The organism is Tumebacillus amylolyticus (assembly GCF_016722965.1).
Taxonomy (GTDB): domain Bacteria; phylum Bacillota; class Bacilli; order Tumebacillales; family Tumebacillaceae; genus Tumebacillus; species Tumebacillus amylolyticus.
Genome location: NZ_JAEQNB010000001.1, coordinates 957344 through 972486, shown reverse-complemented (window position 1 = coordinate 972486; position 15143 = coordinate 957344). Strand labels below are relative to the sequence as shown.

Genomic DNA, 15143 nt, shown 5'->3' with positions numbered 1-15143 from the left:
AGGATTGGCTCCTTTTTTCATAAACATTGACAACGTCTCCCGATTTCGAATACCATAGAAATACATACAACTTCGATGCAGATAGAAGTAACTCGAATTTCCACGGAGGCGAAACCCATGACTTCTCCCTACACCATCCTCATCGACCAGGCACCGGCTTATGAATTGCTGATCTCCCTCTTCGCATACAGTCGCAAAACGCACCACAAAGGCATGGACGCGGGCACGCCTTGGGTGCGGGAGGTTCGGAAAAAACTATCCCCCGCCTTCGCCGCTCAGCTAGACGATGGCTGGTCGGGGTCGATGTTTCACGGGTTCGACTTTCTCATCCATCAATGTCCCGGCGAGCGGACGGCACCGCAGTTTTTACAATGGGTGTCTTCCCTGTCTGTCGGGGATTTGTTTGAAAAGTTGGCTCCGTTCGTAGACGTGCCTGCCGACATCGGGGCGCAGCGGGATCTGGGCGTGGAACTGCTCGGGAAGTGGGACGCGGAGTATTTTCAGACCGTGGACCCCGCGGTCTTCGAAGAACTGGCGAGGGATGCCGAGCGAAAACGCGCCCTGCTCGGCACGATGCCCGAGATGGATGTCATCGAACTCGCCACCAACGGGGTCCGCTATGAAGTGACGCCGGAACTGCGCAACGTGCTGCTCGTTCCCCAATACCACCTGCGCCCGATCTCGACGATGACCCGATACGGCTCCTCGATGTCGGTCTGGTACGGGATCGATTTGCCAACCCCGTCGGACGGTTCCCCCGCTCCGGCACTCTTGCGCCTGACGAAGAGCTTGGGCGAGGAAAGCCGGTTGCGCATCCTCCGCTTCATCGGCGGGGGCACACGATCTTTTACCGAAGTCGTGCAAGCGACCGGATTGTCCATGTCCACGGTTCACCACCATCTAATGGCGTTGCGCGGAGCCGGGCTGCTAACCGCACGCGGCGAAGGCAACGTAACGTACTACTCGCTGCGGACAGACGTTGTCGCACGGCTTGGCACGGAATTGCTTGCGTATTTTCTGGCGGACGACCGCCGATAGGAGGCAACACGCATGCGGGAGAAGGGCTATTGGTACTTGGTCACCGGATTCACGGTCTCAGCGCTCGGCGATGCTCTCGGCATCTTGGCGATGGAATGGTTGGTCTATCAATTGACCGGCTCATTGCTGGCGATGGGGGCGTTGGTCATGGCGCAGCAGATTGCGGAGTTTGTCGTGCGGCTGGCCGGAGCGACGCTCTTGGACCGTGTGGACCGCGTGAAATTGATGGCATGGCTGGATTCGTTTCGATTTGCAGCGTTTGGCGGCGTGGCGGTGCTCGCCACGACGGGCAACCTCCACATGTGGCATCTCTACGCCTCGGCGATGGTCGTCGGAACGTGTACGGCGCTGTTCGCTCCGGCCGGGATGGCGCTCCTGCCCTCTCTCGTTTCGGAAAAAGACCTCGTGCGCTGTCAATCTCTCCTCGATACCTCGATGACCGTCGCGATGCTGACAGGTCCGGTTCTCGGCGGTCTGCTCATCCATCTGGTCGGTCCTGTGATGGGCATCGCGCTCAATGCAGGTTCGTTTTTGCTCTCGGCGCTGATGCTGGTGCAGATTCGCCGTGTCGTAGGGTCGTTGAAGCATGCGACTACGACGAAAGCAACGCGTGGGTATTGGAACGAGATGCGGGAAGGCACCGCTTTTTTCAAAAAAGTTCCTGCCCTGTTCGTCATCATGCTCTTCGCCGCCATTGGCAATATGACGGGGGTCGCGATCTCCGCCATGTGGGTGCCGTATGTGCAGGTCTGGTTGCACAGCGATGCGCTGATGCTCGGCGTCCTGATGACGCTGAACGGCATCGGGGCTGTCGGCGGCGGACTGCTCATCGCGTGGATGGGCGATCTCCAGAAACGCAGACTCTGGATGCTCGGCAGTATCTTGGTCAAAGGCTCCTGCTTCGTCTTGCTCGGCATCGCGACGAAGACATGGATGGCGTTTCCCATCTTCCTCTTGCTTGGGATGAGCGGGCCGTTCTTCGGAGCGTTGTCGTCGGGGCTGTACGGCAGATTGGTGCCGGCCCCGTTGCGCGGGCGGGTGATGTCGATTCGCTTGTTGATCGGCGGTTCGATGCAACCGGTCGGGAGCGGACTGGGCGGCGTGGTGGCGACGGCGTTCGGACTGCACGTGCTGTTCGTGGGAGCGGGTCTCCTCGCCGTGAGTTGCGCGGTGCTCGGGATGTGGTTGCCTCAGTTGAAAGGCATCGACGGAAACTTGTCGGAGAAGGCGAAGGAGATCTCTGAGGAGTTGGTGCAGTCCGCCTAAGACAAAACAAAAAAACCTCGTGTCGTTGCCGAACGACACGAGGTTTTTTGCATCATACCCAAGGAAGGTCAGGATGCTTTTGTTTAAAGGAAACGAGCTCCTTGAGACACTCGCAGAAAAAGTCTTGTATCGCGGACACCTGATCTTCCTGCGTCAGGAATTCAGATAACGGCTTCTCATACCGAATACTTGCCCACGACCTGGGTACATCCAGATCGTGACCTGTCCAAGTTGGATTGTCATTGCAAAACTCGATCATGGCGTCAATGACTTTGTTTCGATCCTGTGCGTTTGGAGCGACTTCAATCATCACGCAGACGTTGGGAAAATCCTGTTTGGTAAAGTAAAATCCACATCCTACCCACAACTTGTAGGAATCATAATAAGAACATTTCAGAAATCTCCCATTGTCTCGAATATGCGGGGTTCGGTTCGATTGGTCCGCCGGTCTCTTAAACGATGCTGTCAGGGCGTCATGAACCTCCGCCCCCAAGCAGTCTTCCATCAGCCGCCAAATCACCTGTAGATTCTGCATACCCAGAATAAGGTCAGGTGTGAATCTTCTCTTGTTATTCAACTCTAACTCCTCCATATAGTGCAGAAAGTGATTGCGTTGACCCTCAGTCCGTTCAGCATGCCAAGAATATATCTCATACCAACGAACTTGCTTAAATCGACAGGCCGAACTTGTTGGCACGATCAAATGTCGATCTTTGGGATCATGATGTTTTGTTAGATAGATCAGGGTGGTGCGGTATCCTCTCATCTCATATTCATAGAGATGGTCTGCGTATCTTTTGAGTTGGTCGCTTCCTTCGACCGAATCCAACTTGTTCTCAAGAAACGCGATATGATGCGTTCCCCCGTCTTCGAACGTGAGTACGAGGTCGGGTCTGGAGTCAACTTGGTGTGTAGAAAGCTTTTCAAATGTTTGTTGAGTAAGAACTCGCAGGTGTTTCGGTTCTACAATTGTTGTGGAGAGCAGAGTGCTGAAAAAATGGGTCATTGTTGCGGGTTCCTCAAGAACGGAACTGAGAATCTCCGTTAGAAAATCCTCTTTGGCCTCTGCTGTTGCGTTTGCGAGCAAGGAGTACAACCGCGCGTACAAAGATCTCATGTTATTCCCCCCTCTCACATAGTAATACCTAATTATACTAAAGTAGCGATGATCTTGCGTCTCCTGAATCTCTATGGGATGATGGAGCTATGTCAGATAAAAAAGTAACCATCCGAGACGTTGCGCACGCGGCCGGTGTTTCCATCGCCACCGTGTCCCGTTATATCAATCAAAACTTCTCCTCCATGAGCGAGGAAACCAAACTGCGGATTGAGGAAGTCATCCTCACCCTCAACTACCACCCGAACAAAATGGCCCAAGGTCTCAAAGGCCAGAGCCGCACTCTCGCGGTCGTCGTGGTGAACATGAGCTACCCGTTTTGCGTCTCGGTGATCCGTTCGATCTCCGAAGCGCTCAACGCGGCGGGGTATTCGCTGCTCGTCTGTGAGACGGGCGATGATCCGAAGCGTGAACTCACCCTGCTCCACTCTCTGGTCGCGCACGGCGTTGACGGCATCATCCTCCAAACGAACGGACAGAACCTCAAAGTCCTCCAAGACCTCGCGCAAAAAATGCCGATCGTGCTCGTCGACCGTCATTTCGAAATCGCAGGGGTCAAAAACGTCATTACCAACAACGAAGAATCTTCCTATTTGCTCACGGACGCCTTGTGTACAGAAGGGTATGAATGCATCTATTTCATCTCGGAGACGCTGAACGGGCTCAGTACGCGGACGGAGCGGTTGGCGGGATACCAACGGGCTTGTGAGGAGCGTTCTCTCGACCCGCACGTTTGCTGGGTGGATCGAAGCGACCCTGCCACGTTTGAAGCTGTTATGGAACAACTCCGGCAACACCCGCGTCAGCAACCCTTTGCCGTGTATACGTCGAACGGCTTGCTGATGATGGAGTTGTACCCGATGCTGACCGGTTTGGCCCTGCAAGTGCCGCAGGAGATGGGCATCGCGACATTTGACGAACCGGATTGGGTGAAACTCACGCAACCGCGGATGACCTGCATCCGACAGCCAACGCACGAGATCGGGCAACTCGCCGCCACTACCGTTCTGGAGCGATTGCGCGGAGATATCAAAGCTCATTTGCAACCCGCCGTGCAGACGATTCCGTCCGTCCTGGTGTTCTCGCCCTCCACACAACGAACAAACGAAAAAAGATACGACGCACAGAGATAGGCTCTGCGTGTCGTATCTTTTTTTAGTTCAAGAAGGTTGCGAGGCGTTGGAAGCGTTCCAGTTTGGCTTGGTAGTGTTCCTGCAATTCGGTGCGCGGGTGGGTGACGCTCACTTCTGCTTGGCCTGTGGTGAGTACGTCCTGTAGAGAGCGCACGCCCGATGCGATCTCGGCAAGCCACACGGCACCGACGGCGGAGGCGTCTCCGTTTTGATTTTCATACACCGGGAGGCCGAAGATGTCCGCCATAAGTTGGCGAATCCACGCGACTTCCAGCAGTTTGCCGGATGCCATCACTTTTTTCGGACGTCCGGTCATTTCGAACAGGCTTGTCGCGATCCAGTAGGCGTTGAGCAGGACGCCCTCGACCACCGCGCGCAGGAGATGAAGTCCTGTGTGGCTGCGGTCGATTCCGATCCACGATGCCCTGGCTTCCGGTGCCCAGAGAGGGGCACGTTCGCCCGCGACGTAGGGCAGGCAGAGCAAGTCACGCGTTTCCACCTCGCCGGCTTCGAGCAGTTTCGCGCCCAATTCCTCTGGTTGCCACGCGACGCCGATCCCTGCCAGAACCTGTGCGTACAAGCTCTCCACCGAAATTCCGCCCGCATTGCTGGGGCCGCCGAGTACGAACCGTTCCCCGTCGAGGACGTAGCAAAAAGATCTCGTGTCCACGTTGGTTTGCGCGTGGAGGGAGGTCACGCGCACAGCACTGCTCGTGCCGATCGTCAGGACCAGCGTATGAGGCTCGACAGCTCCGACTCCGAGGTTTGCGAGCACGCCGTCTGTGGCTCCGATGTTGAAGAGGACCTCTTCGTCAAATCCGAGACTGCGTAACACGTCGCTTTTTATAGAAGGAATGCAGGTGGTCGTCGGGACCACGCGGCTGAGTTGGTCAAGAGAGACTCCGGCGACTTGCAGGGCTTGAGAGTCCCAGGCTCCCTCTGCCACGTTGTACAAGCCGGTGGCGCTTGCCATCGAAGCGTCGACGGTCCATTCGCCGAACCATTGGTGCCAGATCCATTCCTTGATGGAGACGAATTTGTAAATGGAGGCCACCCACTCCGGTCGTTGTTGGTTCCAGTGGTGCAGTTTGACGAGCGGCGACATGGGGTGCACCGGCGTCCCGGTGCGTGTGTAGATGGTTTTGCCTGTTTCCGATTCCCAGAGGTCGGTGGCGGATTGCTTGGCACGGGTGTCCATCCACGTGACGGCGTGCGAGAGCGGGGTCCCTGCTTTATCGACAGCGAGAATGCTGTGCATGGCGGCGCTGAATCCGACGTGGCGGACGTGCCAGTTGTCGGCGCGAAGTTCTGTGAGCACGTTCGAAAGCACGTCCATCAAGGCGGCGTAGACAGCGGTGACATCCTGTTCGGCCGCGCCGTCCTCTCGATGAAGCAAGTCCAAACGGTGCCCGCGCTGGGTGATAAGCGTTCCATCCTCTGCCAAAGCGATCACTTTTGCGGACGTGGTTCCGATGTCGAGGCCAAGGGAGCAAGTTTTTCTCTCCATAGTAATCTCTCCGATCAATGTCCATAGGGCGCTGACTCCCGAGAGAGACAGCACCCTATGTTTTCTTTGTATTTGGTTTTACTCTGCTTGTTCGTAGGGGGACTTGATTTTTTCAATCGGCCCCATCAGGAGGGCGAACGCTGCGATCCCGATGAGGAGCACGACGGCCGCTACTTTGAAGCCGGATGCGAACGAGCCGCTGACCGCGAGATAGCCGGTGATGACCGGGGCGAGAATCCCCATGACGTTGTTGACCAAGTTCATGATCGAGCCGACCATGCCGACTGTGCCTTTGGGCGCGATGAGGGCCGGAATCGACCAGCCGATCGGGGCGGCGAATGCCAGACCACCGAGGGCAATCGAGATGAAGATGATCGCGACGTTCGGATCGGTCGTGAACGCGGCACCGCCGACGGAGAGACCGAGCAACAGACCGATGATGAACAGCGTCTTGCGGACTTTCGATTGATCATAGCCTTTGCTCACCAGTTTGTCGACGAGGAAGCCGCCGATGAAAAAGTCGGTGACCGTGGCGATCAACCACGGGATGGCGGTGTAGGTCGCCGATTTGAGAACGCTCATGTGCATCTGGCTTTGCAGATACCCCGGCAACCAGGTGAGGAACAGGTAGAACGTGTAGCCGTATGCCGCAAACCCGAGGGTCAAGCCCCAGACTTTGCGTTGGGTCAGCAGGAACGCGAAGTTTTTCCAAACGCCGCCCTCTGCGCTACCCTCTTGTTGCGCGCCGCCGGCTTCGATGTATTGACGTTCTTCGACGGTAAGCGTCGGATGTTCCTTCGGATCGCGGTACCAGACCCAGTAGATGACGGTGTACAGCAAGCTCAGAACTGCGGTGAGATAAAAACCGCCGCGCCAGCCCCACTCCGTTACCGCCCAGGCGACGGTCGGTGCGCCGATGACGTTGGAGAATTTCGCCGCTGCGTCGAAGGTTGCGGTTGCAACGCCGCGCTCTTGAAGCGGGAACCAATAGCCGGTTGCTTTGGACGAGGACGGGAAGGCCGGGGCTTCCCCGATGCCGAGGAGCAGGCGGGATGCGATGATCAGCCCGAGGCCGCTGACGACGGCGGTCAGCAGAGTCGCGGCGGTCCAGATCAGACCGGCGATGCGCATCAGCCATTTGACGCCGATCTTGTCGAGCAGGGCCCCGATGGGGATCTGCATGAGAGCGTAGGTCCATGCGAAGGTGGACATGATCCAGCCCCACTGGACGGTGGAGAGGTGATACTCCGACATCATCGGTTTTGTTGCGACCGACATGTTGGTACGGTCAAAATAGTTGACCAAAATGCCAAGGAATAAGATGAAAGCAATCCCCCAACGTTTTCTGCCGATTTTTTGCATGAGAGGGTCCCCCCTTAGATGGTAGAAGATTGCAACCGCTTTCAGTAAACGGTTTACGTAAACGTTTTCCTAAGAAGGAGTATGCCTTGTGGGACAGGGTTGTGTCAAGGAATATTTGAAAAAAAGTCACAAAAAAACTCCGCACAGGTGGAGGAACATTTGAAGCTCTCACGCATATCTTGTTATTACAAAAGACCCCTCGCAGTCCGCCAGGCTCTACAGCCGACAGGACGCCGTCGAGAGGTCTTTTGCTTTTCCGTTTCCTTTTTATCGAAATTTGTGGAACGTTGTGAAGCAACTGCGCATATCTTGTTATTACAAGAGACCCCTCGCAGTCCGCCAGGCTCTACAGCCGACAGGACGCCGTCGAGAGGTCTTTTGTGTTTTCGTTTCCTTTTTATCGAAATTTGGTGGAACGTTGTGAAGCAACCGCGCATATCTTGTTACTACAAAAGACCCCTCGCAGTCCGCTTGGCCCCACAGCCGACAGGACGCCGTCGAGAGGTCTTTTGCTTTTTTTATCGAAATTTGCAAAATATTTGCGTGGGAACCCCCATACCAAAAACAACCTGTCCGTATTGGTATATCAAAACCAATTACATACCTAAGGGGTGCCATCGAATGAAAAAAGTTATCGCAACTCTCTCCGTACTTTCCATGCTCTCTCTGACCGCAGTTCCGGCCTTCGCTCATGACAACGGCAACGGCAAATCTCAAGCTCACGGCAAAATCAAAGCTCACTTCACCATGCCGACCAACCCGAACCTCAACATGTCCGACGTCAAAGGCCACTGGGCTGAGAAATTCATCCTCGACCTCATCAAAAAAGGCGTCCTCTCCGGCATGGATGCAAAACACTTCGAACCGGACAACACCGTCTCCCGCGCTCAATGGGCAGTCATGGTCACCCGTTACTTCGATCTGCAAAACACCGCAACCAAGCAAGACTTCACCGACGTTCCGGTTAAATCTTGGGAATACTCCTACGTCGAATCTGTAAAAGACTACTTCGACGCGTACCGCGACCTCAACGGCAACCTGGCGTTCCACCCGGACACCGCCGCAACTCGCCAAGACGTCACCGTAACGCTCGTCAAGATCCTCACCAAACTCGACCCGACCATCAAAGTGATGGACGCTACCGCTGCCGACGCTCTCCTCAAAGGTCAGTTCTCGGACGCTGATAAAATCGCTCCGGTCCTTCGCCCGTACGTCGCGACCGCAGTTCAATACGACCTGATCCACGGCGACGGCAAAGGCCATTTCAACCCGAAAGACTCCCTGTCCCGCGCAGAAGCTGCAACCTTGCTCGACCTGCTGCTGGAAAACAACATCGTCGTCGGCGATGACCAACCGGACGTTCCGACGACCGACCAATCCCACGCGACCGCGCTGACTGCGCTCAGCAACACGATCGTCACCAACCTTGACAACACCACCCACGCCCTGACCGTGGCAAACGGAACGACCGTCGCGATCCTCGAAGCGATTCTCTCCGTTGACGGTGGCAAAGGCACCGTGCAAGTCTACACCGACAGCACCAAAGCAACCGAAGCTGACAGCGCTGCAACCCTGACCAACTCGATGGTTGTCGTCGCAACCGCTCAAGACGGCACGACGAAAACTTCCTACACCATCGCTCTGCCGGAAGTGAAAAGCACCGTCACGACGCTGACCACCTCCAGCAACGTTCTGGTTACCACCATCGACAACACGGATCACAAACTGACCGTTCTGAACGGCCTCACCGCTTCCGCTCTGAAAACCGTCCTCTCCGTAGACGGCGGCAAAGGCACGGTCGAAGTCTTCACCGACTCCACCCAAACGACCAAAGTGGAAGACTCCGCAACCCTGACCGACACCATGACCGTCGTAGCAACCGCTCAAGACGGCACCACCAAAACCGTTTACACCATCGCGCTCTAAGCACCACTTCTAAGCACCACTTCTAAGCACCACTTCTAAGCACCGCTTCTAAGCACCGCTTCTAAGCTCGGCTTTCAAAGCTCGGCTTTCAAAGCTCGGCTTTCAAAGCTCGGCTTCTAGCTCATGAAAAAGCCCGCTTCGCTCTTACAGCGAAACGGGCTTTTTTTTTTACTACCTTTCCTTATCTGTTGTGACTTCCACCGAAAGCAAGGACGCGTAGACCTGCGCCCCCTCCGGATTCAGATGCACGCCGTCCGGGTAAAAGTACGAATCCTTGCCCGCACTGTTGCCATACCAATCCACGAGCGTCGTGTGCGGATACGAGGCCGCCACTTCCTGCAACGTCGAATTCACCACGCTCTCCCACGGGCGGGGCACACGGGTGTTCACGAGCACGATCTGCCGGTCAGGACCCAGAGAATCTAAAAGCGCTACCAGTTGGTCTTGAGTAAAAGGTCCGTTCGTGCCCGTTTGAATCATCACGCACGAGCCAAGCTTGCCCTCAGACTTCAAACGCTCCACCACGTCAGGCAGTTGAACCATCTGCCGCCCCACCTGCGCGTCAACCACGATGCCGGGCAGGAACTCTTTTAAAAAGGGCTCTGCATCGAGCATCACCGAGTCGCCCATCGCCGTCACGCCGTGGCACGTCGGAGAGGCAGATGACGTAGTTGCGGAAGGTTCAGGAGTCACCGTCACAGGCACGGCATGGGTAGGAATCTGCGGCGCTGGCAATGCCATCGCCCCGCCTGAAACGCCCAACGCGACCACGGTGCAGGCGGCGACGACGATTTTATTGTAGGATGCGGTGCGATAGCGGATCGGTTTTTCAACGAACTCGTAGGACAGCGCCGCAATCCCAATCGTCAACGCCACTTGCAACAACGACCTCCACACATCCAAACCGCCCGTATCCACCGCCGGACTCGTCAAGACGATGATCGGATAGTGCCACAGATACATCCCATACGACCGCACACCAAGCCAGCGCAGAGGTTGCGCACCCAATACGTTCGCCAAACGACTCGCCGGATGAGCGAGCATCGCCACGACCATCGCCGTCGCCACCGAGAGCAACACGAACCCGCCGCGATACAAAAAAGTCTGGTACTGATTCGTCAGCCAAACCATGAGGAGAATGACCAACAGACCCGCGCCACCCGCCAGATCGAGGCTCACACGTGCTTTTTTTGCAAGGCTCTCCTGCAACTTCGCACTCGGCCAGACCCAAGCAAGCGCCGCCCCGATGAGCAACGCGAACGCTCTCGTATCCGTTCCATAATAGACTCGACTCGGATCGACTCCCGGCTCATACAGCAGCGCCATGGCAACCGCAGACGCCACCGCTCCGAGCAAAACCAACGCCGTACGCCATGCCCTGCTCGGAACAAACTTCACGCAAAGCGCCACCAAAAACGGCCAGAGCAGATAAAATTGCTCCTCCACCGCCAGCGACCAGAGATGCCCGAGCGGCGACGGCGGTCCGAAACTTTCAAAGTAGGAAACATGGTGGAACACCAACCACCAATTGTTGATATACAAAACGGACGCCCACACATCCCCCGCCAACGAGGACGGCTGCGACCCCGGAACGAACAGCACCCACAAAACCACGACCAACACCAGAAAAAGCATCGCCGGCAACAACCTGCGCACCCGCCGCATCCAGAAGTCCCGCAAGTTCAACTTCCCGTCCCGCTCCCACTGACTTGCCAGGATATCGGTGATCAGATACCCCGACAACACGAAAAACACACCCACCCCCAACAACCCGCCGGGAGCCCACTTGAAGTGCAGATGATACGCCATGACGGCGAGCACAGCCAGAGCCCGCAGTCCGTCCAACCCGGCCATGTAACGGCCTTGATGCTTTTCCTTCTCAAGCTTCTCAGGCATGCGCCCAACCTCCCTTTTTGTCTACACATATTCGCAAGGGAGGCAAACCATACGTGTACACAAAAAAAGAGCTTGGCCGCATCGCGGGACCAAGCTCTTTTTCATACTTGCTTATCGGATTGCCGTTTTCTTCCGACTGCCGATCATCACGAGCACCAGTTCGATGATGATCGCGACGAATACGGTCAAAAGCGCTGCCAGCGGCAACGTATAGCCGAGATATTGGAGACTGAACGAATCAGTCGCAATCGCAGACACAATCGCGACCACCCATACGATCAGGGTGAGGACGCCCCAAATGATAAAGCCACGTTTCATGTTATGCCCTCTTCTCTATTCCAAGTAGTTGTCTCTCTCTACGATAGCAAATCTCGCTCGGAATGAGTAGCCCGAAAGCAAAGGAAACTATGACTTTTTTTCCCCTATTTCTAGTTGTTAAAATCCGGGTATTGCCCATCGGTCGTGCAGATGATGAAGTTGATCGCGAGGTACGGCTGCATGTTGTTATGAGGGTCCGCCGCCCCTTGTGCATTGCCGCCAACCGGGGCCATCACTTGATCATTCAGGGTGACGTTCGGTGTCGTACCGTATAACTTCACTTGAGTGCGCGCGGGTCCCGAGGGAACGGTTTCTGCCCAGTAGTTGCCCTGCGGAGAGTTCGACATCCCTCTGGCGTTCAGTGCTTGCGGCAGATGGTTGTGTGGAGGAAGCGTCGAAACGTCCAAGGTAACTGTCGATGTCCCATCTTGATCGCCCATTTGTCGCGGCGTGAGGCCCGGGCCTGCACCTTGACCCATCGGTGCCATGCCTTGCAAGTTCGGCAAATTGAAGTACGTTCTGCTGTCTCCGCCATACGTAGTACCCAAGATGGTGTACAACGCTTGGTACTGTTGGATGGACAATTGCTGTCCGTTACAAAATTCCCACCCAGTAGGTGCAAAGGAACCTGCAAAGAGTCGAATTTCTCCGATATATGCGTCTGCCATGATTCTATTCCCTCCTTAGGACCGAGATGGATAGATCCCGGTCGTTGCAATGCAATAAGACACGGTCAAGTACGGTTGCATGTTGCTGTGTGCTGCACTCCCGCCGGCCGCAGCATACGCATTGGCATTCAACGGGACGAGCGTCCCGGGGTCCGAAGCCGGAGCAAACTGATTCGCTTGGCTTCCCCACACCGCGCCTCCCGGTGCTGCGGTGGTGGCTGCAACGCTTGAAGCGTACACTTGATGGTCATGTATCGGAATTTCCTTGAGGGTCAACGTGTGTGCGCTTTCACCGCCGGATGCCGCGTACGCCAAATTCGGGTTGGCGTTGTTCGGATGAATCGGAACTCGACCTTGCAAGTTCGGCAAAGCGAACGTCGTTTTTCCGTCGCCACCGAATTTTGTGCTCAAGAGAGCATAGAGTGCCATATTCTGTTGAATGTTCAACAGTTGCCCGTTACAAGGCAACCATCCCTGCGGAATTCGATTATACGAAAACAGCCGAATCTCTCCTACAAACGGCTCTGCCATTGGGGTCACGCCTCCTTGTTGGTTACTTATTATTGAAGGTTCGGATATTCGCCGTTCAAAGCGATGATAAAGTTGAGCGTGAAGGACGGCATCATGTTGTCGTGTGCCCCGTTCGATCCCACGCTGCTGACGGCTGCCGCGCTCATGGACGTCAACGTCACACCGACACCATCGGTGAAGTTGGTGTTGCTGGCCCCGGTCGATGCGGCCCAGAACGCATTGGTCGGATCTGCACTTGTACCGACCGCGCTGGATGCTTGTCCCGGATGCGTATGATTCGGCAATTGAGCTGTGGTCAACGTAACCTTCTCGGTTCCTGCTTTACTCCCCATCGGATATTGACTGCTCACGTGAATCGGCAGTCGCCCTCTCAGATCCGGAAGCGCAAAGTTGTTTACACCGTCGCCGCCATACGTCGTGGAGATCAAGGAGTACAGTGCCGGGTATGCGTTCACCGACAGCAAGGAACCGTCGCAAAGCGCCCACCCGTTCGGAACTTTACCGCTTGCAAACATGCGAATTTCACCTACATAGGCCGTAGCCATGAAAGTCACCTCTTCCTCTGTTTTTCACACTACTTTTGTTTCGAGTGCCACGCCATGCGTACGTACAGTTCGTCTTCTCCGGTGCTTGCAAACCCCAGCCTCTCATAGAGACGGCGAGCCGGATTGTCCGTCCTGACGTTCAAGATCACAGACTGTCCCGACTCACTTCCCTCTTGCTGCAAAGTGAGCAGATACCGGGTGCCGATTCCCTGTCCACGGAAGTTGGGATGAAGGGTGATATCGACGAGATGCAGGCTCTCTTGACTGTGATTCAAGATGACACGCCCTACAGGTTGCTGATCGTGGCAGAGCAGCAAGTGTTCTGCTTGGGGGAATTGCACGGAGTAGGAACTGCACTGCGCCCTCCATTGCATCTGCAAAAAATGCTGTTGCATCGCTTCGTCCCATCCCCACGCTTGAAGTTCTTGTTCGCGCGTGGAGGTAAATAAAGCAAACAGAAACGATTCATCCTCATCTCGCACGGGCGTTGTTTGGACCTTGAGGCCCTCCTTCATCAAACTTCACCAACTTCCTATGAAACGTATGTAAGTAATGATTTGATTCTATCATAAAAAATGATGCACCTTCCAGATTTCCGTACTTTTTGTTTAAGTCCAAATAGGAATTTGGATCATTTACACGACCTTTAGCTTCGATTATGATGAGAGTGGCACTTCGTTCTTTTACAACTTCATAACATCAGGAGGTGGCACATGCAAAGCTTTCGTTTTACGAGACGAATCGAGCGTTGGATCGGTTCCTTTCTCATCTTCGCACTCGTGTTGGTTTCCAGCGGATTTGGCTCCTTCATGTCCTCTGCATCTGCAGCATCTAGTTGGAGTCCTGTAACTTCCAATTCCTCAGTCGGTATCTATGGAGGATGCTATGGCAACGGTCACTATGTAGGTGTCGGTCAATCTGGGGAGGTCGTCACCTCATCAGACGGCACGACTTGGACTTCTCAGACCGTTGGGACGGATGACCTGTTGCGCTGTACGTATCAGAACGGCAAGTTTTTAGCCGTTGGATACGGCACGCCTCATCTGTACAGCACCGGCGCTTCTATGTACAGTTCAGCAGACGGCCTTGCTTGGACTGCGGTGACCATTCCCGACACCGAGTCTATTTTCGGCATTGCATTTAACGGGACAACCTATGTCACAGTAGGAACCGGCGGTAAGATTTTGACCTCTTCCAACGGGACGACGTGGAGTTCGATGACTCCTTTTACCTCTCAAGATCTGAATGATGTGGTCTTTGGAGGCAATCGCTTCGTAGCGGTTGGAGCGAACGGCGGTGTCTTTGTCTCGAACAACGGCGGTGTATCTTGGGCCTCACAATCCGTCGGTTCGTCCACCAATCTCCATGGTGTTGCGTACGATGGGAGTCTCCAGTACGTCGCAGTCGGGGATGACGGGATCTATTTGTCTACGGACGCAGTCTCGTGGACGAAGAAACAAAGCACTTCCGATCTGATGTACGGAGTCACATATGGCGGAGGACAATTTGTCGCCTCCGGGCTTTCCGGTCTCCTCTATACATCGGCAGACGGGATTTCGTGGACGTCGGAAACGTTTGATGCTTCGCAAATGTTCTACTCTGTGTTTGCCGGTGGCACGAAATACGTCGCTGTCGGTGAATCCGGTTATCTCGCGACGAAACCGATGAGTTTGAGTTTGAGCAACGATGCGAGCTTGAGCAATTTGACGGTTAGCCAGGGCGCTCTGACTCCGAACTTCGATTCGGGCACGCCTACTTACACGGTGAGCGTTGGCAATGCAGTCACGAATCTCACCGTCACCCCGACGGTTTCGAATTCGCACGCGACTGTGAAAG

At 55.2% G+C, this 15143-nt stretch carries 14 protein-coding genes; 5 read left to right on the top strand and 9 right to left on the bottom strand.

All coding sequences use genetic code 11. The features are described 5' to 3' along the window. Positions 1 to 117 precede the first annotated feature (117 nt). The gene (locus JJB07_RS04500) at positions 118 to 1038 is read left to right on the top strand and encodes an ArsR/SmtB family transcription factor (RefSeq protein ID WP_201631477.1); all 921 of its coding nucleotides are present in this window, start codon (positions 118 to 120) and stop codon (positions 1036 to 1038) included. A 12-nt stretch (positions 1039 to 1050) separates the two neighbouring features. After that, on the top strand, positions 1051 to 2304 hold the full coding sequence (locus JJB07_RS04495; protein WP_201631476.1) for an MFS transporter: 1254 nt from the start codon (positions 1051 to 1053) through the stop codon (positions 2302 to 2304). A gap of 52 nt (positions 2305 to 2356) precedes the next feature. Here JJB07_RS04495 and JJB07_RS04490 read toward each other — a convergent pair whose 3' ends face one another. Further along, a complete protein-coding gene (locus JJB07_RS04490) occupies positions 2357 to 3421 on the bottom strand; it encodes a PD-(D/E)XK nuclease family protein (RefSeq protein WP_201631474.1) in 1065 nt (354 codons plus the stop codon). Between the two features lie 89 nt (positions 3422 to 3510). Here JJB07_RS04490 and JJB07_RS04485 point away from each other — a divergent pair, with 89 nt between their 5' ends. After that, on the top strand, positions 3511 to 4554 hold the full coding sequence (locus JJB07_RS04485) for a LacI family DNA-binding transcriptional regulator (RefSeq protein ID WP_201631472.1): 1044 nt from the start codon (positions 3511 to 3513) through the stop codon (positions 4552 to 4554). Positions 4555 to 4576: 22 nt separating this feature from the next. Here JJB07_RS04485 and JJB07_RS04480 read toward each other — a convergent pair whose 3' ends face one another. Together JJB07_RS04480 and JJB07_RS04475 are read right to left on the bottom strand one after the other, a co-directional pair. Beyond that, a complete protein-coding gene (locus JJB07_RS04480; RefSeq protein ID WP_201631470.1) occupies positions 4577 to 6061 on the bottom strand; it encodes a gluconokinase in 1485 nt (494 codons plus the stop codon). Positions 6062 to 6139: 78 nt separating this feature from the next. Then, entirely contained in the window at positions 6140 to 7423 is a 1284-nt protein-coding gene (locus tag JJB07_RS04475; RefSeq protein ID WP_201631468.1) for an MFS transporter, read from the bottom strand. A 621-nt stretch (positions 7424 to 8044) separates the two neighbouring features. Here JJB07_RS04475 and JJB07_RS04470 point away from each other — a divergent pair. After that, positions 8045 to 9349, top strand: a complete 1305-nt coding sequence (locus JJB07_RS04470; RefSeq protein WP_201631466.1) for an S-layer homology domain-containing protein — start codon at positions 8045 to 8047, stop codon at positions 9347 to 9349. A gap of 171 nt (positions 9350 to 9520) precedes the next feature. On the opposite strand, the gene JJB07_RS04465 is transcribed toward JJB07_RS04470, so the two are convergent. The 6 genes from JJB07_RS04465 to JJB07_RS04440 form a co-directional block, all read right to left on the bottom strand. After that, the gene (locus tag JJB07_RS04465; protein WP_201631464.1) at positions 9521 to 11245 is read right to left on the bottom strand and encodes an acyltransferase family protein; all 1725 of its coding nucleotides are present in this window, start codon (positions 11243 to 11245) and stop codon (positions 9521 to 9523) included. A 111-nt stretch (positions 11246 to 11356) separates the two neighbouring features. Then, positions 11357 to 11563: a hypothetical protein gene (locus JJB07_RS04460; RefSeq protein WP_201631462.1), complete on the bottom strand. Its 207-nt coding sequence runs from the start codon at positions 11561 to 11563 to the stop codon at positions 11357 to 11359. A gap of 110 nt (positions 11564 to 11673) precedes the next feature. After that, on the bottom strand, positions 11674 to 12231 hold the full coding sequence (locus JJB07_RS04455; protein ID WP_201631460.1) for a phage tail protein: 558 nt from the start codon (positions 12229 to 12231) through the stop codon (positions 11674 to 11676). 15 nt (positions 12232 to 12246) lie between these two features. Then, positions 12247 to 12762: a phage tail protein gene (locus JJB07_RS04450; protein WP_201631458.1), complete on the bottom strand. Its 516-nt coding sequence runs from the start codon at positions 12760 to 12762 to the stop codon at positions 12247 to 12249. A gap of 29 nt (positions 12763 to 12791) precedes the next feature. Beyond that, positions 12792 to 13307: a phage tail protein gene (locus tag JJB07_RS04445; RefSeq protein WP_201631456.1), complete on the bottom strand. Its 516-nt coding sequence runs from the start codon at positions 13305 to 13307 to the stop codon at positions 12792 to 12794. 29 nt (positions 13308 to 13336) lie between these two features. Further along, the gene (locus tag JJB07_RS04440; protein WP_236587764.1) at positions 13337 to 13822 is read right to left on the bottom strand and encodes a GNAT family N-acetyltransferase; all 486 of its coding nucleotides are present in this window, start codon (positions 13820 to 13822) and stop codon (positions 13337 to 13339) included. Between the two features lie 198 nt (positions 13823 to 14020). On the opposite strand from JJB07_RS04440, the gene JJB07_RS04435 reads away from it, so the two are divergent. Then, positions 14021 to 15143: cadherin-like beta sandwich domain-containing protein (locus tag JJB07_RS04435; RefSeq protein ID WP_201631452.1), on the top strand; the 1123-nt coding region annotated here is incomplete at its 3' end.